Raw genomic sequence first — 20269 nt, 5'->3', positions numbered from 1 at the left:
CGGCGCGGGCCCGGGACACCGGAGGGAAGAGCGCCCCACCGACCAGAGGCGCGGCGGCGAGCGCCCAGCCGAACGCCAGGGAGAGCCCCGGCCCGCCGCCGCCGGCGGCGACCGTCGCCGTCGAGGCGCCGACGGCGACTCCGGCCACCGTCCAGGGGAGTTCCCCGACGGCGGTTCCGACCAAAAGCTGTCCGAGCGAGACGCCGCTGACCGCCGCGGCGCAGGTCGCGACGTCCGAGGGGATCGGCGCGAACCGAGAGGCGACGACGCCCCGGATCGGTCCCGCAGCGTCGTAGTAGCGTCCGACCGCACCGCGGGCCCGCTCGAGGAAGCGCTCGAGTCGGCCGGCGGGGGCACCCCGTGCTCCACCGAGGATTCGGCGGGCGGTCAGAAAGACCGGCACGGCGGTAGCCGTGGCGCCGGCGAGGGCGATCGGGATCCCGAGCGGGACGCCGTAGCCGTGTCCGACGACCACCGCCAGCGGCGTCGTCGGCAGGGCGAGGGTCGGCCGGAGCAGGTACAGTCCCGCGACGAGGACCCCGAACCGTACCGGGTCGGCCGTCGCCGGTTCGACGACGGCGACGATCCTCGAGGGCGACGCAAACAGACCGAATCCGACGACCGCACCGAGGATGGCGACCATGGCGAGCGCGCGACTCGGGGGAGTGCTCATCGCCCGTCGTTCGAAGTGGTCGGTTGAAGCCTTTGTGTCCGACCGTCAGCACAACGTTTATTCGCCCCGCCGGGTCACTGTCGGGCGATGAACGGCGACGAGCCCGCGGTCGATCCGACCGACGACCGAGTCGAACTCGGGCTGGCGCTGCTGGAGCGACTCGAGCACGAGTCGCTGCCGCTGCCGGCGGTCGTCGATCGGATCGAAACCGTCACCACCGACCCGACGGTGACCCGGACGATCCTCGACCAGGCCGAGCTTCGGGGGATCATCGGCCGCGAGGACGGGATCGTCCGTCCGAAGAGTCGCCAGTACGTGCGGTTCGACCGGGACGTGATCACGAAAGAGGGGAAGTTCTCCTGTCGGCGCTGCGGCTCGGGGCTGTCGACGGGCTACTTCATCGACCTCGAGGCCGGCGAACTCGGCCCGTACGGCTCCTCCTGTATCCGGAAGGTGACGGGCCGGGAGTAGCCTATCGGCCCTGGCGGAGCTCCTCGACGAGTCGGTCGATCGTCCGCTGTTGCTCCCGGAGGCGCTCGTTCTGGCGCTCGACTGCGTCCTCGAGAGCCTTGAGGCGCTCGAGGACCTCCCGGTCGGGTCCGTCGTCGCTCGAGGAGGCGACGGCCGCCCGTCCGACCTCTCGAGTGGGTTCTGCCGTCGAGGCGGCGGCGCCGTCGGCCATCGGCTGTCGAGACTCGACGGCTGCCCGTCGACTCTCCGACGGTCGAGCCCGAACGGCTCGCCGGGAGGTCGACGCGGCCGTCTCGCCGTCCGGAGCCGCGTCGGTCGCCGACTCCGGCCTCCCGAGATCCTCGTCGAGATTCCTCCCGGAGTCGGCCTCGTAGTAGGAGATCAGCGCCCGCTTGAGCCGCTCGCGCACGTCGTCGGCGGCCTCGTTCGGCGTCTCGATCCGGCGCTGGCGGCCGTCGACCTCGAGGACGATTCGGGTCGCGACGTCGCCGCTCTCGAAGGAGAGGTTCGTCACGTTCTCGAAGTGATACGCCCGGTATCCGTCGTCCCAGACGGCGCGTCCGACGTGTTCGATCAGGCGCTTCTCGGTCACCACGAGCGTCAGGTCGTCGAACCGGTACACCTCGACGAGCCCCTCGCCGGGATCGACGGCGCCGTTGGCCTCGAGCATCCCGATCAGGAGCGGCCCGAGGACCTCCTCGACTCGGCCGGCGGGGACGGTCAGCTCGCGGGATCCCTCGAGTGGGTACTCGAGGGTCAGCGCGGACTTGCGACGGCCCTCGGAGAGGGTCAGGCGGTCGGCGTCGTAGGACAGCTCCTCGATCGATTCGTCGGTCAACAGCCCCTCGGCGCGGTAGACGATGCACTTCGAGTCAGCGACGAAGAGTTCGTCGTCACCGCCGATCGAGACCCGGGTGCGGATCTCCTCGCCACGGAGTGCGGACTGAACGATGGCGGGAACGGTCATTATCCGGCGTTGGGTAGGGCAGATGATAAATGCGTGGGTCCTGCTTGCACGGCCGACCGGAAAGGGAAGGTTAAAGAAACAGACCGCACTACTCGAAAACGAGCCCGGGTGGCTTAGCTGGACATAGCGCCGCACTCATAGGGTTCAGAGATTCGGTGCGGTTTCGCCTTGGAAGCCTCCGTGTCCCCCGCGAGGACTGCCGAGCCTCGAACCTGGGACATGCGGAGATCGAGGGTTCGGAGCCCTCCCCGGGCACTCATCAAATTCTTTACATGCCCACGTAAAAACACCCCGAGAGACGGGAGTTTGCGATCATTCCTCGAAATCCTGTAGTGCCAATTCTATAGCAGATCGCGGTTTTCGGCACCCTCAAGCGGCGGCAACGGAGGTAGCAGCATGACGTCCGTCGCGGACAATCGTGCGCGCGGCCTGGATGTTGAAGACGAGAGCTGCCGTCAGTGGCCCCTCAAGCCGATCGTTGATGACTGCGGCCGACGAGACGACTGGTACGATCTCGTCGCGACAGAGCCCTTCAGTGTCGCTGCTCGGTCGGTCGACGCCGGTGATCCGATCGAGTGCAAGTCCTGCTGGGTTCGATACGAGTCGCGACAGCGTCGTGGCCAGTGGTGGATCTCGCGCGCGAACCACGAGCGCCTCGTCAATGCCAGCGGCTGGTACATCCTCTCGGTCGTCGCTCCCGATACGGAGTACATTGTCCGGATGTCGCTGGTCGCCGCATCGGTCGTCGACGGGCTTATTGACGGCACGTGGTGGAACTGCGGCCGCGGCGGTCAGACCGTCGAGCAGTACAAACAGCTCCCGTGGTCGACCGTCTTTGACCCTGCCGAGGTTCCCGGAGGTGAACGCGCGTGAGTTCGTCTACGAGCGCGTACGAGCCCGACTGTCCCGAGTGTGGCTGGATCCTCCCTGAGTCCTGGCGCCTCGAAGACGATCGCTCTCGCTGGGAGTGTCGCAACTGTCGGCATATCTTCGGTGTCCACGAGGTGATTCAATGAGCGTCGCTCCTCGAAGCGCCGAGGACGTGAAGGAGCTGTTCGAGTCGCTCCGCGATCGCATCAACGACTTCGAAGCGCGGCTCGACGCGTTCTCGAACTGGCTCGAGAACACCGACGACCGCGTCAGCGAGCTCGAGGACGAGAACGACGAACTTCGAGCCCGTCTTGATGCTCTCGAGTCGCGGATGAACGTCCTCGAGGACGACTCCAGCAGCAAGGAGGGGAAGATCCAGCAGATCGTCGCCGGCGCCGAGAACAATCGCACCGGCGATCAGTCCGCAGTCGTGATGAACGCCGCGAAGATCGTGACGGTGACCGGCGTCTCACGACGCTACGCATACGACCTGATCGAGGACCTTCCCAAGCAACACCACTGGATCCTCACGCGGAGCGAAGCGAGAGAGCGCCAGTTCGGAAGCATCGAGATCGACGACGGGAAGCAAACAAAGGCGATCGTGATCGACTTTGAAGCACTTCACAGCGACCCGGAGGCTGTGAACAAGTTCACCACAAGCTCCGAGGGAGGGGGGCGGTAGAGATGGGTTCTTTCCAGCGCGGAATTCCACCGCCCTTTCATTCGGCTAAAATCTCGTTGTAGTAGTAGTGTTAATTATCAAACGATTAGCGGTGGGTGTGTTCGCTCTCGGCTCTCTCTCGGAGAGAGCGAGGGAGTTCGACCCGCCGTCGGCCTGTGGTGAACAAGTTCAATGGGCACTCAGAACACATCGGCGGAAGCGAGCACTCGCAATCTGGGAGAAGAGATCCTTTCTCGCCTCTCTCGGAGCACGTGGGCGAAACAGTTCCTGATCGAGGCGGTCGTCGACGAAACTGGCTGTGATCACGAGACTGTCCTCGAGGTATTCAACGATCTCGAGAACCGGGGTCGGATCTACACCTTCAACGGGGTGGTCAAGCGGACATGAGTGTCCCGACACAAGCAGCGACGTCCGACCGCCCGCGGTATCCGGAGATCGACGAGGATATGGGCGAAGATCCCGCACGGTTTCTCTCCTCGTCTGAGCGCTACCTCCCGCTAGCTCGAATCCTCGGGATCCGGGATCGCGGTCTTCTCTCGGCGTACCGTGCCGTCGAGCTCCGCGAGTTCGGTGGTCGCGACGCCATCCTCGAGGCGATCGACGAGAGGGAACACGAGCTTATGGAGGAATTGCGATGAGTGAAGCAGACTCTCCAGATGGGATGACGGAAGCACAGAGACGTAAACGTAGTAAGGGCACCTATGAAGTAGTTATCCGCACTGTCGAATTCAATTCGGGCCGAGTCCAGCCACCGCTCGCGAAACAGCCGTCGGTGATCGGCTCGCTGCACGCTACAGGTTACGGAAGCTACGGCCTCGATAGCCTTCATAGCACAATCGTGGCTTGCTGCGAGAGCGGCGACCTATTCCGAGCAAAGGACGCCAAGGCCGATCCGCGACTCGAGATCAATAACGAGCAGAGACTGGTCGAGAAGATCGAATCGAACCTCTCGTACGATGGCGACCCTCGGACAGATGTAATTGGACTTGCGAATCAGCGGATCGCGTTCCTCCGAGGTGATCGTGATACCTGAGGAAGCCGATCGCGTCTGTGAGGCCTGTGGTATCGAGAAGATCGGCGAGCGCTGTCTCACTCGCTGGTGTAGCGACCGTCACCCGAGTGTCGACGAAGTCCTCGGAGACCGTAATCGAAATGATATATAATGCCACGCACTGTTTTGAATGCCATGAGTGCCAGATCGTCGACTCGAGGACGTGACACAACTGTGGCTCCGACCTCGAGTACGAGGAAGGTGATCGGGATGTCTGACTGCTCGCACCACGATTGTCTCGGATCGACGGTGATCAAACCCAACCGTCTCGAGGATGCCGTCTGCTATCGATGCAAGGCGATCAACCCGGAGGTGGACGATGTCGAGTAAGGGGCAGACATCCTCGAAGGATACGACCCTCGCAGACCTGCCGCCGAGCTCGAAACTGATCCACAAGATCCTCGAGCACGAGGACGAACTTACGCAGCACCAACTCGCCGAAGAGTCCTTACTCAACCAACGCACGATCCGGTACGGTATCCATCTCCTTGAAGAGGAGGGGCTGATCGACAGCCGACCGAGCCTCGAGGACGGACGCCAGTCGCTGTACTCCCTCCCAGGTGATCGCGATGGCCGGTAACACGAAGATCCACGTCCGATTCGGGGGCTCGTGCTCCGGCTGTGGGAAATGGATCCAAGCAACGCCGACACTCAAAACCAGCTCGAAACTCACAGAGGCCTGGATCCGCTGCGGGAACTGCGGCCAGATCACACTATGCGAGCAGGATGCAACCAAGCCGGCTGGCAAACTGACTGATTCTGATGAGTGAGGAACTCGAACAGCTCCCACCGACAGCAAGATTCGTCTACTATGTCCACCAAGACGCTGAGCGTCCGCTCACCAAAGTCGAGATCGTTGATCGAACCAACTGACCGGAGTCATCAGGCGAGAAAGCGTTACACAACCTTCAGTGCGAGAGTTTGGTCGGCTCACGGCCAAAACTTGGTGACGGTCGAATGCACGTCTACTATCTTAAGAGGGAGTCATAGACCTCTTCTCAAGAATTGGTTCCGCACCGTGCTTCGGTGAATCAGCCGATATATAGGTCTGCAAACGGAACGCCGCCCTTCCACCAGCTAATGGTGTGGTCCCTCAAAAATCGAATAACACAGATGACCGATCGTTCAGCACAATGTGTTGACATGTAAATAAGGCTGGCTTATACAACCATCCAATTTATATCATTATATGGCACTTTCTAACCATGGCGAAATTCAGACGGCGAAAATTGCTCGCTACGGGAACGGCTCTTGGGGGAGTTGGACTGTTTGGGTCGCTGTCAACGGCCGCGAACGAACACGACGAAGACGAAGAACGGGGAGGGTCTGAACTTCCTTCCTTCGAGGAACCTGATGATTGGTCGTCGTACTCCGGAACAGCGGGTAATACGGGCTCTGTACCTGGAAACGGTGCGTTCCCGAAGCCGGAAACAGTCGCTTGGGAACACGATGAATCAGGTCACATCGCCATTACCGATGGACAGGTCTATCTCCGGTCGGGGAGTTCAATATATGCTCTCGACGATAGCGACGGCTCGGTCATCTGGACGAGCGATGACGTCGGAGCCGAGGGCGGCGTGCAGTATGGGACACCAGCAGTCACCGACGCGACGGTCGTTGTCGGCGGCGACCGACTGACGGCACTGGATGCCGATAGCGGTGAGGTTCGGTGGACTCAGAAATTCGACAGCGGAGGTGGCGAGGCAGTAACGAGTCCAACGGTCGCATTTGACACTGTATTTGTTATCGCTGAGGAGTCGCTCCACGCTTTCGATCTGGCCGATGGATCGCTCCAATGGAGCCGGGATTCGGTTGAACTCGAGCCACACGAGGATTCGGACATGGACGAGAGCCAGGAGGTGTCCTTTGGATCAACCCCAATCGCCGTGACGGACGAATTCGTGTATGCGGGTGTCGGTCACGACAATCCCGCAGGTGTGGCGGCCTTCGACGCCCTTGAGGGGGAGACACAGTGGACGTATGCTGTCGACGAGACGTCCGTAGAGTACGGCGGCGCCCACAAATATATTCTGGCAACCGAGACCAGAATATATGCAATGGGAAGGTTCGCAGATCAAGGGTTGATGTATCCTGCTCTGGATCCCTGGACGGGTGAGCAAGTGGACAGCGAGCACTCGTCCCGTTCTCAACCGGCCGTGACGGACGAGGTTCGTGTCGGGACAGGTCGGCATGGATTCTCCGTTAAGAACCACGAGACAGGCGAAGAGTGGGGTAGAAACGCATACGAATGGGGTCACACGGACGCATGGGGACGGCCAGCCATCGCCGGAGAGACGCTCGTAATCCCGTACTACGTAGGCGCCCCGCAAGGACATGAAAACGATGGGATCTACGGCCTCAATCTCGAAGACGGATCCGAACAGTGGCACTTCACCCACCCCGACGTCGAGAACACGGATGTCCGGGAGCAACACGGATTCGTCGTCAGCGGGGAGAGTATCTACATTACTGGCGGAGACCAGCTCCAGGTCCTTCGTCCCGAGACAGAGGAGCCTGAGGAGGATCCAGACGAAGAAGAGCCCGAAAATGACGATGACGAACCCGAAAACAAATCCGATATCGAACTTTCGGTGTCCGCACCCGGTTCAGTCCCGTACGAAGAGACAGCCGACCCAAGCGAGGACGCCGCCGACTTCTGCATCACAGTGACGAACCACGGCGATGAAACGTCCTCGGTTGACGGTCAGTTCAAAATTGGCCCCATCGATGAACCGCTCCCACTCGAATTGGAACCCGGCGAGACTGATACCGTCAATTTCGGTGTCATGAGCCGGGATCTCGGTCCCGGCGACTACGAGTGGAACGTCACCGCGAACGGCGAGACCAAAACCGGAACGCTAACCGTGACCAACGACAAGGAGTGCTGACCGGCTTCACACTCCGAATACCGCGGACGGTGTGAAACAAACGAAGCCGTCATACTGAACTCATTTCTATCTTATATTTTACAAACTTCTCCTGACAGCTATCGAAGGAATCGATTGCTGTGCTGATACCTACTCGACCTGTATCTCTCACTTTAGTCACATCGAAGGGAACAAGAAGAGTTCTATGACACGCTGCAAAGAGCTTGGTGAGGAGAGCGCGGTATTTTGCCGTGCACTCTATAATCAACGGCGAGGCTTCCCATTTGAGGCTCTTCCAGATCTGCTCGATCGGATTGAGGTCCGGTGAGCCAACCGGGAGAAACACGAAGTCGATACCGAGTTGATGAGCTCACTTACGCGTGTACTCGCACACGTTACCAGTGCCAACAGTGTCGATTTAACCGTTCAAATCGTACGTTGCGGAGTTTGCGAGGTAGTATCCAACAGTCAGTAAAGATTACTGCTAGTCGGATGCCTGTCTGATATCATTATGACGTCAAGATGACGTAGAATAGAAACTATTTTGACGTTATATATGATGTATGCATACAGAGAGAACTCGTGATCAATTCATCACCAAACCGAATCCAGCAGATAGCGGAGGCGACTGAATCGGAACGAGGTGATTACCTCGAGGCCATTGGCTGGGAGGACAACCCGTTCTCGCACCGGGCGACAATGGATGAATATGTGCTCCCCTCGGAAGGGACGATTGCGGATATTGCGAGCCACATTCGCGACTACACAGGACCAGTGCTGGTTCACAGTCGCTATTCTGGCGTCGGCAAGACGACGCTGCTGAACATGCTGCTTGAGTCGTACTCGGATGAGTACCAGCCGGTCAAGATCGGCGAGCACAACGTTTCGAGCTACGAACTGGCGGCAATCATCGCTGATGAAATCGCCGTTGGGAAATCGTCGTCGACAAAGCTGACTGAGGCGAAGATCCGTCGTGAGCTCGAGGACGTCGACCAGCCTGTGCTGATCGGCGTCGATGAGTTCGGGTTGAACTCAAAGGACACGCTGCACACCATCCAGTATCTGAACGATCTCCCGAACACACGTGTTCTCATGACCGGCATGACCTCGCAGTGGGACGCGATCGGGAAGATCGGCAGCGATGGGCGGGCCTTTCAGCGTCGAGTTGCCTACGATGTCCAACTCGAGCCACTCGAGTACGACGGCGTCGACGAGATGGTCCGTCGGCGGATCGCGACAGTCACCGATCACGACCACGATCAGTACACTGATGTTGATCTTGGTCCGATCACCGACGACGCCCTCAAGGAGATTCACAAGCGAAGCAGCGGCGTCCCAGCGGTCGCGACAGCAGCACTCTCTGAGCTCGTCGGCCTAGCCGCATACCGGTACGCACAGGTCGGCGACGCTGAGATCACAGCTGATCTAGCAAGCAAGATCAAGTATACCGATCCCGAGGCCGACCTCGAAGAAACTAGTCAAGGCGACGGTGAATAGGCGGTAGATTGACGTCACTCTGATGCTATCCCGATACCAGAATGCCACGAGACAGTATTCTTGACGATGCCGAACAGAGCAAAGAAGACAACGCGAATGGCTCGGGGACTGACTCCGACCCTGACACCAAGACAGAAGACGACTCGGGGGGCGATAGTCGTGTTCGCGTCACCCAGCGGATCCCGCAAGACCTCGCCGACGATGTTGATCGCGTCCAGGAGGAATATAGCCTGCCGTCGCGGAACGCAACGATCAACTTCATGCTGAAACACGCGTCGAAAGATCTGTGATGCACCGCAGGGACGCGATCACCGCCCTCGGTGCTGGCACGATCGTCGCGCCCCTGTCAGGGTGTCTCGACTTCGCCGGCATGCGACCGGACAGCGACGGCGACGACCAGGACGAAGAACAAGACGACACCAGCGGGGAGGCTGCCGGTGACGATCGCGACGACACCGCCGACCCCGAGGCTAACGACTCGGGAGACGACACAGAGGAAAGCGACGAGACCGAAGACGATGCCGGCGACGAAGAGTCGCTGGATCCTGACGACGTCGAGCAGCGCGATGCCGGTGAGGACATTCTCGAGTTCGGTGGACTCCAGATCATCGACTACGAGGAGAGGATCGACGAACTCGAGCACGGCGGCGAGCAGATCAGCTACACAGGAGAGGTCGAGAACGTCGGTGACGAAGCGTACGAGTCAGTGATGGTCGAAGTGAGAGTCTATGGCGAAGACGGCGAGGAGCTAGGCGGCCACCGTGATTTGACGCCTGAGATCGGCGCCGGCGAAACGTGGCGCTTCGAGATAGCGCCTCACAGTCGGCCCGATGAGATCGCCGATCACGATATTGCTGTGGTCAGCGAGCAGTAGCGACAACCCCTCACCATATTCTCACCCGTGTGGTGCCGTGCTCGTAGCTATCATTCGAACTTTTCTACCCACTGTTCTTGGATGTACTCCAGGTTGTGCTTCATGTTCTCGGTTAGTTCTTCGAGTTCATCGACGCGCTCTTGGAGGTCAGCGATCTCTTCGCTGCGCAATTGGTTCGCGTCTGCAAGCCCACTGATGCGGGCCTCGATGTCGCTGGTTCGTTCTTCGATGTCGTCGAACCGCCGGCGGACTTCGCCCTGCTCGATCGGCGTTAGATTGTAGTCTTCTTGCGCCGCTGTGAGGACTTCTTCCCCTCTGTCAGTAATCTGGTAGGTATACCCCTCTCTCGACACTTCGTCCGGAGGCGTGTCATCAACACGTTCCACTAACCCGGCATCCATGAGGTTCTGAAGGTGGTGGTTGATCAGGTTCGATTCGAGCCCCGTGTCTTCGGTGATGCGTGCCTTGGGTACGACGCCGCCTCGAGTACGAATCGCGATCAGAATTCTATGTGGCTTATTTGAGAGATTCTGTGCAATCTCGCTGGGATCCTGGCCTGGGAGCATACGCTGACTACCCTTCCGGGAGTTAAAACACTTCATACAATTTTATAAAATATCCAGTTACCGACAGTACTATAGGCCGGCTACCCCCTCAACGCTAATCTCGAGGACACTGTATTGAGTTCCGGGCGAGAGCCTCGAGTGGACTATCAGCGAAGCGAGAAGAGAGGAAGAGATGAGCCTGGCTACAGCAGGTGAGAGAGCGAACAAAGCGGTGGGGCGCGACCAGCAAGATGGGAAGTTCACCGAGCTCAGTGAGAGGGGAAGCCAGCGAGCTATGGCAGGGTGAATTACATCTCGAGAACGGGGTGGACTATCAGGCAGGGATTAGCAGCGTGGACTATCAACAGGCTGGTAGAACGGTGGATTATCACCTCGAGTGGAGGCACGCGATCCTCGGGGATCTGCGTCCTCGAGTTAGTGTCTGGGGGTCAGTTCTGCGTAGCCAGAGTGGACTATCCACAGGAGCGAGCGCGGAGCGAAGCGGAGCGTGAGCGCAGTCGGTAGCCGCGACGCCTCCTAGGGGGGCAGTCGGGAGTGGTGCAATCTCGAGCGAGCCGTCAAGTGAGAGCAGCCCCGTCATACACCGCGAGAAATCCGGCTATATACCAGGAGAAGTATGGAATATACACCATGAGAACAGGTAATATATACAACGAAAGTCCTGCTATATACCACGAGAAGTAGGGAGTATATACTACGAGAAATAGGAGTATAAACCACGGAATATAGGGAAACAAATATTGGTCTAAACACAAACATTCCGTGTATGGTAGCACGGTTCTCGAGACGGTCTTTTCTCTCGGCCGCCGGCACGGGCGCGCTCTCGTCGCTTGCGGGCTGTATGGTCCTCGACGGGGGTGCCTCTCTTGGGGATGCTGGTCCGCTGGGCTCTGCGAGCGCGGGCGTCGTCTCGGGAGACCTCGATCGGCAGGTCCCGACGAGCATCGACCCGGCGACGTACGAGGATCGTTTCGCGAACATGGTTGTCCTGACTGACGAGCCCTACAACGCCGACCCCACCGGCGAGGAACCGATCGACGACGCGCTGATGATGGCCTGGGAGGATGACACGCTGATCGTGCTCCCAAAGGGGCAGTACAAGATGAACCAGCAGTTCCGTCGAACGGGATGGCATGACATTGGCCTGATCGGCCAGAACGCGGTGATTCGCCATGGCGAAGTGACTGGCATTGACGGTCACCAGGTCACTGAAGGCGAGTACCGCGGGAGTACGATGCTGTTCAAGATCGGGACCGCCGGTCACCCCCACCAGGGCGAGTTCGTCTTCGGAGGGCTGATCTTCGATTGGGCACGGGAGAACGCGGGGATGCGTGGTCTGTACGCAATGGTCGGTGATCGAGCGGAGATTCGGAACATCGCGTTCAACGGCGTCCATGATCTCGGTACCCATGGAAACATGCGCGTTGCGACAGTCGAGTCCGACGCTTTCGCTGTTGTGGACTCAATCGATATGCGCGGTGGGGGACTCCACCATGTCGATACGATCAACACTCGATCGACCAATCGAGCTGATCCCTCAAGTGAACACGAGTTTGGACAGAGCTGGTCGACGACGGGGCTTGCAGGTCATCCCGATGCTGCCGGTACGACGCTTTACCAGAACGTGATCTGCGGCCCCTGGCCCGACAACGGACTGTATGTCCAGGGTGGTGGACGCCAGATCGTCAAAGACTGCGTCTGCTCGAACTCCGGGACGTCGAACATCCGATTCAACGATACGGGCAACTGGGAGCCTGTTCCCGAGATCGATGGCGACGGCGTGGCCTATGAGCAGTCAACTGTGGAAGGGTGTCAGGTGATCATCGACCGGATGCCCTCCGGCGTTCACTCCGCCCAGCGCTCGATCTGGCACTACGACGGGCCCGGTGCGATCCGCGACTGCGACGTCACAGTCGCCTACGAAGACGACGCCAGTGGCGCGGGTGGGAACTACGCGATCGGGACGCGCTCTGGCGTGACCGAGTCGGTGATCGAGAACTGTCGCATCAATCTCCTCAAGCCCGCGGATGCCTTCTACTCGGGGACGTCGGCCCCGGTAACGCTTCGGGACATAGTGATTCAAACTGAGGGATGGGATGCTGGGTCCGAGCCGACGGACGTGATGAGTGGGAACACGCCGATGCTCGAGAACGTGACGTTGAACGGAGAGTAAGATGCGGGGAATGTGTCCTAGAATTCTTCTCGTCCCCTTCAAAGTGACCGAAGTGATAGATACAGGGCAAGTGAGTAACGAACTCGCGAATAGCGATTAGTCAATATCACCCTCTGATTTCTTTTCATCAAACCTCGGCCCCTTCTTTACAATCTGCTCATCCCTGTCATACCTCACTAATCCCTCCTGCTCTAATTCAGAAAGAGAATAGTGAGACAGTTGAAGGCGGAGTTTTGCTACATCTTCATTCGCAGACGGTGGATCGGTTCGTAGCTCGTCTTCGGGTGTGTTGTTCTTGTTCATGAGCCATCAGAGTAAGAACCTGAACACGGATTAACTCCTGAGTTTTTCACTGAAACCTGCTGTTTTGATTAACTGGATAACATCTGTGGCTGTTCAGTACGCACGCTCTCTCTATCAGCTGGTTCGTTAGAGGTCAGGGTGAAAACAATTCTGTAGGGACGATTCTATGACACGCTCTACGGGGTTCTAGAGAAGGCGGTCTCTCGAGACACGACACTCGTCCGAACAGTTATATACTACAAGATTTGTGTGTGTGTTATAACCATGAATTTCATACTTCGTGCAAACGCGGCGGCGGTCCGGCTGGTAGCGGCCGTGACGCTCTACGCAGCGATCGTACTGCTGTTGGACGGCCACATCGCGGGCCCGATCGTCATCGGCCTGTCAGCGGTGATCCTCTACCTGATGGCGGGGACGGCCCAGGCGGGCGGCCTCCGAAGGTTCTCCGCGGGGATGATCTACTTCATCCTGCTTGTGATGGGCGCTGGCCTGATCGCCAGTTGAACCGTCCTCCGAATAAAAATAGACCGCTACGTTACGACGAAACGTCGACGATCGTCGTCCCTCCGAAGTAGGTTCCTCGCGATCGCGATCGTTCTACGACCTCGCCTTCGAACCGGACTGTCGCCGTCACCTCGAGTACGTCGCCCGCCATACCGAGTCGGACGGGCATGTCGATCTCCTCACCACCCCATTCGCTCTCGAGCTCGGCGATATCTGAGTAGGTCCCGTTATCGGAGTACTGCGACGAGACGTCGAACCCTAGGACAGGGCTGTTGGTCTCGAATACCCGTTCCCCACCGACGGTGAGTGGGAGGGTGCTGTAGAAGTCACCCCTCCTGTCGCCATTGACGTTGATCTGGAACCCGTTCCCATCACTGTTAGATTCGCCGAATGGGAGCTGCACGTCGACTGCGTCGTGGGTAACATCGATATCGCGGATAATATCGGGCCCGCTGCCCTCGTTGGCGACCACGACCTCGAGAAAGATCTCGGAATTGCGCTCGACAGCGCGGAGATCGACGATCTCCGTCTCGGGCTCGAGAGTCAGTTCGTGCTGGTGGTCGGTATCTCCCTCGCGGGCCGTCACTGTATACTCGCCGGGCTGGTACATCCAGTCGACGCCGTCCCAGCCCATCTCGACCAGCGGGAACGAGACCTTTGTCTGGCCTGGCGAGACTGACGTCTCGTTGACGACCTCGCCACCAGTCGTGAGCGTCACGTCGGAGATGTCGGTATCGTCGGCGAGGACGATCTCGAGGGCACCCTCGTTGGTGTCGACTGATTCGAACACGTCGTTCTCGGGACCAATCCCTGCGGTACAGCCGGCGAGACCGGTCGCCACCAGCGTGGCCCCGCCTGCGACGAGCTCTCGACGGCCGAGCCGATGGCTACTCATGGCTCTCACCTTTCTGCATCTGTTCTTTGAGATCACGAACGGCGAATAGGAGCATCCCTTTCCAGGTCAGTCCGTTTCGCTTTCGGACCGCATTCAGTTTCGAGTGTTGGCCAGCATCAGGATCGAGATCGCCCGGAGCCTCGAGATTACGGTAAGCGTGAACCAACAGTCCGCGCCAGGTTAATCCTTGGTCGCTCTTTACGCGCGTGAACTCGTCGTACTGATCGGCCGGTACTTTGAGTGAGACATAGCTGGTATCATCGCCGTCGGGGATCTCGATATTGATCGATTTCCGCTCTGTTGAGTCAGAGTTATCCGCCATCGAGACCACCTACAATAGTTCGACCGGCCGTAGCCGGCGAGAGACTGCCTTTCAACCCAGCTTGATATCGTTGTGGTCGCATAATTGCCTTAGGTTGATTGACAATCCCATATAGTCATTTTCCACCCTCTATTGATATTTCCCGGTGGGTTTATGATTGTTCAAATAGATATATGCCTATAAGCCCCGTCAAAATTGGGTTCAGACACATGAAAATGTGGTACGGGGTGCAACCTAACCAAACAATGACCGACGACTCATCGACCGATCGAACGATGCTTCAGACGGTGCTGCTGGCGGTCCTCCGCGAGGCCGATACAGTTCGTGAGGATCTCAAGCGGCTGCGGAGCGACGAGATGGATAGTACGCAAGCACAGAACGACGGCTGGTCCGGTACCCTCGAGCGGTTCGTCACACCCGCGCGGGGGCTGGTCCTCGCGGCGATTACGACGCTGCTGTTCAGTCAGTCGGTACTAGCTCAGGAGGGTGGCGGTAGCGGGACGAACATCTGTAACGAAGGGTTCGGCCTGCTGATTTTCGACGTCCAGATGATGGCATGGCAGGTCATCATCGGCGCGCTGTTCGCGGTCTTCCTGCTGGGGATCGTCCTCCGAGCGGTTCCGCTGTTCACAGGTGCGACGGCGATGGGGTCGCTGATGATGATCGGCCCAATTGTCGGTGTGCTGGCGTTCCTGTTCTTCGTCCAGTTCATCGATATCGCGCTCGGTTACGCTGGCGGCCCCGGCATCGGTGAGGGCTGCTCGCCGTTCGTCTAATCCCCTTCTTCATCTACTATCAATGAACTCCCGACGAACCATCCTCGCAGTGGTGCTCGTGGTGCTCGGCACACTCACGCCGGGCCTGGGAGCCGCCGCCACGGGCCCCGGTCCTGCTGACGGCGCGGCCCTCCAATCCCAACCGCAGTTCGAACCCGACGATAACGCCAGCGGCAACGAACCAGTCTGGCAGCCCGACTCCAGTTCCGACTCGGGCTCAAGCGACGACTCTGGTAGTGGCGGCGACTCTGACTCCGGCGGGGATGGTTCGGGGTCGAGTTCTGGCGATCCGGGCTCGAGTACCGGGCTGGTCGATCTCCCGTCGAGTGATGCTGACTCTGACTCCAGATCTGACGCGAGCGCGGACGCGAACACAAGTACTGGAGACGGAACCGGCAGCGGCGATATAAGCTTCCAGCCCTCTGTCGTGGACGAAGTCGACGGCGTCACGCAGGAAGATCTCGATAACGGCTCCATCACGCAGGACGAGTACGAGGCGCTGGTCACTGCTCAGGAGGAACAGAACGGCTCTGCCCGATCGCCACTCGGGGGCGCCCAGGACGTCGTCGAGACGGCAAGTGACCCGGCCGAAGCTGCCAAGACGGTCTGGGAGCGTCTGGCCCAGCTGTTCGCCTCAGGGATGAACCTGCTCGTCGACCAGGTCTTTAACGAGGCGCTCGGCACGCCGACGATCAATAACGACGGCGCCTTCGGTATCTTTGGGACGCCCGAAGCACTCGAGACAGGCGAGGAGACGCCGGCTAATCAGGAGGCGACGGTCTACGACGCCGTTGCATCCCAGAACTACGTGACGATCCACAAAGAGATCTTCATGGGGCTGATTATGCCGATGGCGGTCTCGATCATGTTCCTGCTGGCGCTGCTGATGCTCGCGGCGCCCATAACGGCGCTCATCACCCGCCAGCAGGTCGGCTCGATGCTCGCCTCGGGTGTCTTCGTCATCCTGATTATCGTCGTTTCGTGGGAGTACGCCGCACTCATGCACGCGCTTAGTGATGCGGCAGTTCAGTACGTCCTTCCAGAGACCGACCAGATCCTGAATCAGGAGGCAACGACGTTCGGTGGCGGTGTCGCGGTCGCGATCGGGATCTACTTCGGGGGCTGGAGCGCGGCCGTGATGCTCGTGGCGATCCATACGGCGCGCCACCTGCTCCTGTTCGTCTATCCGGCGGTACTCCCGCTGTTCCTCTTGATGGCGTACTGGGGCGGCCACCGTCGCGTGAAGCAGATCGGCTCGTTCTTCGTCTGGCAGTGGTACGGCCTGCTGGTGATGAACCTCCCGACGGCGATCCTCCTTCGGTTCGCAGACGAAGTCGGCTGGCAACTATTTCCGGACGGCGCCGCGTTCGAGATACTCAATCTGGGGTCGACGATCGCCATCTTCCTGCTAGCGGTCGCTATCCCGCTGGCCGTCTCGGGGTCGTTCTTCCTCGTAGGCCTCTCGATGCGCGGGGCGACCGCTGGGGCCGCGACGGCCGCCGCCTCTCGGTTCACCCCGACGCCGCGGACGGCCGCGACCCACGGCGGGGCAGCAGCTCGGAGTGCGGCCGGTCGCCTCAAACGTGGCGGACGGACGGCCGCCTCTCGAGCCCATACGAAGTATCGGGAGTCGCGCTTCCCGAGCGTCACGCAGGAGAAGTACGCGACCGACGGCGGGACGCGAACCGACGGCGGTTCCCCGTCACGATCGGGAACGACGACGCAGTCCTCGGGCGTCTCACCTGACCAGCGCAAGCGCGCGGCCGAACAGAAACAGCGCCAGCGGAACCTCGAGAGTCAGCGCGAACGCGCCCGACAGGAGCGCGATAGCTACCGGAAGTGACCGAACCTATGACAGAGCAACCATCCGACAGCGGCACCGATCACAAAGTAATCCATACCGGCAGTAGCGCCCAGGTCGTCCTCGGCGTGAGCAAACTGGAGCTGCTGGGCGCCGTCTTCCCAGCAGGCGTTATCTGGTTCATCGGCGGCCAGATGGTCCCCGGTACGCTCGGCTCACTGATGTACCTCCCAGCGATCGTGTGGCTGCTCGCGGGGATCGGCTTTATCGCAGCCAAGCCGCCGTGGATGGGTGCCCGGCAGTATACCGAGACGGTCTTTCGCCGGATCGGCAGTCAGTCAACGATGCTCTTCGAGAGAAACCCAGACGACAGTGGTATCGATCACCCGACGAACAACTCGCTCCGTGCGCGGGCGGCTCGTCTCGCTCTCGTTCCCCTTCGGTGGACGAACGCGCTGTTCTCGGTCGGCCTTGAGAGCCGATCCGAGACACCGGACGAAAAGAGCGACGGGCCGACCCGAACGCAGGACTTCGTCCAGTTCAAGCGCGCCTATTCGGGAACGCCGGCCGTCGAAACCGATGAGGGTCACGTCGTCGGGGCGATCCGCATCTCCCCGGCGAACATGGTTACGTCGGGCGAAGATGAGTGGCAGCGTCAGGCGCGTTTCTACGCGAAGGTGCTGGATACCGCCGTGAAAGGCAATATCCAAATCGCCGAGTACATGCGGATGGTCGACTACACGCCTCGGATCGAGCGCTACGCCAAACGCCGCGAGGAGATCGTCACCACGGCCGACGGTGAGGCGCCGCCGGGCGAAGTCGATTATGAGGATCTCGAGTTCGGGAAGCAGGTACTCGCGGATCTCTGCGAGGAACGTGCCGACGTCGTCTCGCTGTACGACCTCTCGACGTACACGGTCGACCCGTATCTGATCGTCGAAGTGAAGCCCGAAGACGTGGTCTCCGAAGATGACGTCGAGGGTGGGCTGGCCTCGGTGCCGGTTATCGGCCGGATCTACTCCCACCTGAAGGTGCGCGAACTCAAGCGAGAGGGCGAACATACTCCGCAGATGATCGACCTGCTCGAGGACCGGCTGGATACGGTCGCCGACGCGATCCGCCGACTCGAGGACGTTTCGGGTCACCCGATCCCGAGCTCGGAACTTTCGCAGGTCGCGGCGGACCACTACCAGGCAGCCAACGCGTACGCACACGAGAGCTACTCGTCGCTGGTTCGCCAGACGCCGATCCCGACGCCCGACACATCCAACAGTGTTCACGGCGTCGAGACTGGCGAAACGTCCGACCCGGAGTACAATCTGACGTACTCGCACCTGGACGTCGAAGCCGACCGTGACCCACGGACGACGCTCTCGAAGCGGCACAACCAGCTCGCGGTCGCCGACCAGACGGCTGCTCCGGATGGCGAGAGCGAGGCCACGAGTGCCGAGACGGAGGCTGCCACCGACGGCGGAACGACCGCGGAGCCCGCCGACGTCGAGACGGTCTCGCCGACGGACGGGCCCGGCACTGCGGATATCGCGCTCACCGACGCGGAACTCGAGGAGCAGTACATCTCGCTGCTGGCGCCGGAGGTCGTCGAGCGTTCGTGGATCGGTGATGGAAACGGTGGCGACCACCTCAAGATCGACGGCGAGATCTACACGGCGACGCTGTTCATCTCGAGCTATCCGAAGGACCCGCCGCAGGGCTTCCTCGAGCCGATTCTCCAGTTCGACGACGCCGAGGTCCAAACCAACGTTGTCACCCACGTCGAGACGATCGACCAGGACAAGGCCGAACGCGAACTCGAGGACTACGCCGACTCCCTCCGGAAGCGGTACAACCGAGTCAAGGACTCGCGCTTCGAGATGTTCGCGAGCCGCTACGAGGAAGAAGCCGACGAGACACAGTCGGCGCTGGATTCGTTCCTCCAGAGCGAACACGACATGTTCGAGGCCCAGACCTACATCGAGGTTCGCTCGTTCGATCCGGATGCGCTCAAACGCGCGATTCGCTCGATCCGCTCGAAGATGTCTGACATGAGCGCGGAGGTCGCCGTCCTGCGGAACAATCACGACCTGGGCCACCAGACGGTCGCGCCTGCGTGTCAGGATAAGGTCGGCCAGAAGGTCAAACTCCGAGCGGAGGGGTTGGCGGCGATGAATCCGTGGACGACGACGAACCTGTACGACCCCTCCGGCGTGGAGATCGCCGAGAACATGGCGACGAACGAGCCGCTCTCGGTCGACGTCTACGACCGCGACGCAGGGTACAACTGGTTTATCGTCGGGAAGACGGGCGCCGGGAAGACCGTCACGGCGAGTCAGTACCTCTGGCGGTACAAGACCGATAACCCCGACTCGTTCATGGCAGTGATCGATCCGCTTCAGGAGTTCGCGAACCTCCAGGAGATCTTCGGTGGCGAGCGCATCGTCGTCGGGTCGACGAATATCAATCCGTTCGATATCTCGCCGACGCCGGAGGACAAACTCGACGCCGTCGGCCACGGAGCGCCCTACCGCGAGTGGCTCAACTCCGGGCTTGACTTCGTCGCACTGTACTACCAGATGCAGGGCTTCGACTTCTCGCAGTACCGCGCGATCTGGACGAAGGCGATCAAGCAGGCCGGCCGTGAGAAGGGCATCACCGAGGATCCGAAGACGCACGACCCGGACTACCGGAAGAAGCAGGGTAAGGACGGGACGGCACCGACCATGACCGACGTAATGGAGATCATCAGCGACATGTCTCGCGATGGGTCGGAGTTCGTTGAGGATCCCGATAACGAGAGCCGCGTCGAAGACCGCGAAGAGAAGGCAACGACGGTGATCAACAACCACGTCGAGCCGTTCCGCGAGGGAGGTCACCTCGAGCATCTGGCCCACCAGACTGAGGTCGACCTATCGGACACGGACTTCGTCTACGCTGACCTCCAGCTCAAGGAGGGCGACGAAGAGGGCGGCGGACTCATGAT

At 60.2% G+C, this 20269-nt stretch carries 23 protein-coding genes, 1 tRNA gene and 1 pseudogene; 18 read left to right on the top strand and 7 right to left on the bottom strand.

The window, feature by feature from the left end:
* Window positions 1–673 (bottom strand): TVP38/TMEM64 family protein (locus tag GWG54_RS18585; protein ID WP_167939161.1); only part of this gene is annotated, 673 nt, incomplete at its 3' end.
* Window positions 674–760: 87 nt separating this feature from the next.
* On the opposite strand from GWG54_RS18585, the gene GWG54_RS18580 reads away from it, so the two are divergent.
* Window positions 761–1144 (top strand): DUF5830 family protein, encoded by a 384-nt coding sequence (locus GWG54_RS18580; RefSeq protein WP_167939160.1) that lies wholly within the window; start codon window positions 761–763, stop codon window positions 1142–1144.
* A 1-nt stretch (window position 1145) separates the two neighbouring features.
* Here GWG54_RS18580 and GWG54_RS18575 read toward each other — a convergent pair whose 3' ends face one another.
* Window positions 1146–2111, bottom strand: coding sequence for a hypothetical protein (locus GWG54_RS18575; protein ID WP_167939159.1), 966 nt, complete (start codon window positions 2109–2111; stop codon window positions 1146–1148).
* A 102-nt stretch (window positions 2112–2213) separates the two neighbouring features.
* Here GWG54_RS18575 and GWG54_RS18570 point away from each other — a divergent pair.
* From GWG54_RS18570 to GWG54_RS18530, 9 genes are all read left to right on the top strand, one after another.
* Window positions 2214–2366: transfer RNA gene (locus GWG54_RS18570), tRNA-Met, on the top strand.
* A gap of 141 nt (window positions 2367–2507) precedes the next feature.
* On the top strand, window positions 2508–2984 hold the full coding sequence (locus GWG54_RS18565; protein WP_008419501.1) for a hypothetical protein: 477 nt from the start codon (window positions 2508–2510) through the stop codon (window positions 2982–2984).
* On the top strand, window positions 2981–3127 hold the full coding sequence (locus tag GWG54_RS21025; RefSeq protein ID WP_167939158.1) for a transposase: 147 nt from the start codon (window positions 2981–2983) through the stop codon (window positions 3125–3127). Before GWG54_RS18565 ends, GWG54_RS21025 begins: the two co-directional genes overlap by 4 nt.
* Entirely contained in the window at window positions 3124–3663 is a 540-nt protein-coding gene (locus tag GWG54_RS18555) for a DUF5798 family protein (protein WP_008419499.1), read from the top strand. The genes GWG54_RS21025 and GWG54_RS18555 overlap by 4 nt, the downstream gene beginning before the upstream one ends.
* 171 nt (window positions 3664–3834) lie before the next feature.
* On the top strand, window positions 3835–4050 hold the full coding sequence (locus tag GWG54_RS18550) for a hypothetical protein (RefSeq protein WP_008419496.1): 216 nt from the start codon (window positions 3835–3837) through the stop codon (window positions 4048–4050).
* On the top strand, window positions 4047–4301 hold the full coding sequence (locus GWG54_RS18545; protein ID WP_167939157.1) for a hypothetical protein: 255 nt from the start codon (window positions 4047–4049) through the stop codon (window positions 4299–4301). Before GWG54_RS18550 ends, GWG54_RS18545 begins: the two co-directional genes overlap by 4 nt.
* Window positions 4298–4696 (top strand): hypothetical protein, encoded by a 399-nt coding sequence (locus GWG54_RS18540; protein WP_167939156.1) that lies wholly within the window; start codon window positions 4298–4300, stop codon window positions 4694–4696. Before GWG54_RS18545 ends, GWG54_RS18540 begins: the two co-directional genes overlap by 4 nt.
* Window positions 4697–5033: 337 nt before the next feature.
* Window positions 5034–5294, top strand: a complete 261-nt coding sequence (locus tag GWG54_RS18535) for a helix-turn-helix domain-containing protein (RefSeq protein WP_167939155.1) — start codon at window positions 5034–5036, stop codon at window positions 5292–5294.
* 625 nt (window positions 5295–5919) lie between these two features.
* Entirely contained in the window at window positions 5920–7602 is a 1683-nt protein-coding gene (locus GWG54_RS18530; RefSeq protein WP_167939154.1) for a PQQ-binding-like beta-propeller repeat protein, read from the top strand.
* A 49-nt stretch (window positions 7603–7651) separates the two neighbouring features.
* On the opposite strand, the pseudogene GWG54_RS21410 reads toward GWG54_RS18530, so the two are convergent.
* A pseudogene (locus GWG54_RS21410) lies at window positions 7652–7984 on the bottom strand (transposase); the annotation flags it as partial.
* A gap of 179 nt (window positions 7985–8163) precedes the next feature.
* On the opposite strand from GWG54_RS21410, the gene GWG54_RS18520 reads away from it, so the two are divergent.
* The 3 genes from GWG54_RS18520 to GWG54_RS18510 are packed head-to-tail and all read left to right on the top strand — an operon-like array spanning window position 8164 to window position 9952.
* Window positions 8164–9078, top strand: a complete 915-nt coding sequence (locus GWG54_RS18520) for an AAA family ATPase (RefSeq protein WP_312854306.1) — start codon at window positions 8164–8166, stop codon at window positions 9076–9078.
* 41 nt (window positions 9079–9119) lie between these two features.
* On the top strand, window positions 9120–9368 hold the full coding sequence (locus GWG54_RS18515) for a hypothetical protein (RefSeq protein WP_167939153.1): 249 nt from the start codon (window positions 9120–9122) through the stop codon (window positions 9366–9368).
* The gene (locus GWG54_RS18510; protein WP_167939152.1) at window positions 9368–9952 is read left to right on the top strand and encodes an FxLYD domain-containing protein; all 585 of its coding nucleotides are present in this window, start codon (window positions 9368–9370) and stop codon (window positions 9950–9952) included. The genes GWG54_RS18515 and GWG54_RS18510 overlap by 1 nt, the downstream gene beginning before the upstream one ends.
* 50 nt (window positions 9953–10002) lie before the next feature.
* On the opposite strand, the gene GWG54_RS18505 is transcribed toward GWG54_RS18510, so the two are convergent.
* Window positions 10003–10518: a hypothetical protein gene (locus tag GWG54_RS18505; protein WP_245242869.1), complete on the bottom strand. Its 516-nt coding sequence runs from the start codon at window positions 10516–10518 to the stop codon at window positions 10003–10005.
* 766 nt (window positions 10519–11284) lie between these two features.
* Between GWG54_RS18505 and GWG54_RS18500 the strand changes: the two genes are divergently transcribed.
* Window positions 11285–12691 (top strand): hypothetical protein, encoded by a 1407-nt coding sequence (locus GWG54_RS18500; RefSeq protein ID WP_245242868.1) that lies wholly within the window; start codon window positions 11285–11287, stop codon window positions 12689–12691.
* Between the two features lie 96 nt (window positions 12692–12787).
* On the opposite strand, the gene GWG54_RS18495 is transcribed toward GWG54_RS18500, so the two are convergent.
* A complete protein-coding gene (locus tag GWG54_RS18495) occupies window positions 12788–12994 on the bottom strand; it encodes a hypothetical protein (protein ID WP_152424882.1) in 207 nt (68 codons plus the stop codon).
* 264 nt (window positions 12995–13258) lie between these two features.
* Between GWG54_RS18495 and GWG54_RS18490 the strand changes: the two genes are divergently transcribed.
* A complete protein-coding gene (locus GWG54_RS18490; protein ID WP_008423231.1) occupies window positions 13259–13498 on the top strand; it encodes a hypothetical protein in 240 nt (79 codons plus the stop codon).
* Between the two features lie 31 nt (window positions 13499–13529).
* On the opposite strand, the gene GWG54_RS18485 is transcribed toward GWG54_RS18490, so the two are convergent.
* Both GWG54_RS18485 and GWG54_RS18480 read right to left on the bottom strand, forming a co-directional pair.
* Window positions 13530–14393 (bottom strand): hypothetical protein, encoded by an 864-nt coding sequence (locus GWG54_RS18485; RefSeq protein WP_245242867.1) that lies wholly within the window; start codon window positions 14391–14393, stop codon window positions 13530–13532.
* A complete protein-coding gene (locus GWG54_RS18480; RefSeq protein WP_167939150.1) occupies window positions 14386–14715 on the bottom strand; it encodes a hypothetical protein in 330 nt (109 codons plus the stop codon). Before GWG54_RS18480 ends, GWG54_RS18485 begins: the two co-directional genes overlap by 8 nt.
* Before the next feature lie 245 nt (window positions 14716–14960).
* On the opposite strand from GWG54_RS18480, the gene GWG54_RS18475 reads away from it, so the two are divergent.
* The 3 genes from GWG54_RS18475 to GWG54_RS18465 form a co-directional block, all read left to right on the top strand.
* Window positions 14961–15491 (top strand): hypothetical protein, encoded by a 531-nt coding sequence (locus tag GWG54_RS18475; protein WP_167939149.1) that lies wholly within the window; start codon window positions 14961–14963, stop codon window positions 15489–15491.
* Window positions 15492–15918: 427 nt separating this feature from the next.
* Window positions 15919–17334 (top strand): hypothetical protein, encoded by a 1416-nt coding sequence (locus GWG54_RS18470; protein ID WP_008419310.1) that lies wholly within the window; start codon window positions 15919–15921, stop codon window positions 17332–17334.
* 8 nt (window positions 17335–17342) lie between these two features.
* A partial coding sequence (locus GWG54_RS18465; RefSeq protein WP_167939148.1) for a VirB4 family type IV secretion system protein occupies window positions 17343–20269 on the top strand: 2927 nt, incomplete at its 3' end.

The organism is Natronococcus sp. JC468, from assembly GCF_012163165.1.
Taxonomy (GTDB): Archaea; Halobacteriota; Halobacteria; order Halobacteriales; family Natrialbaceae; genus Natronococcus; species Natronococcus jeotgali.
This window is presented reverse-complemented; position numbering and strand designations above follow the sequence as displayed.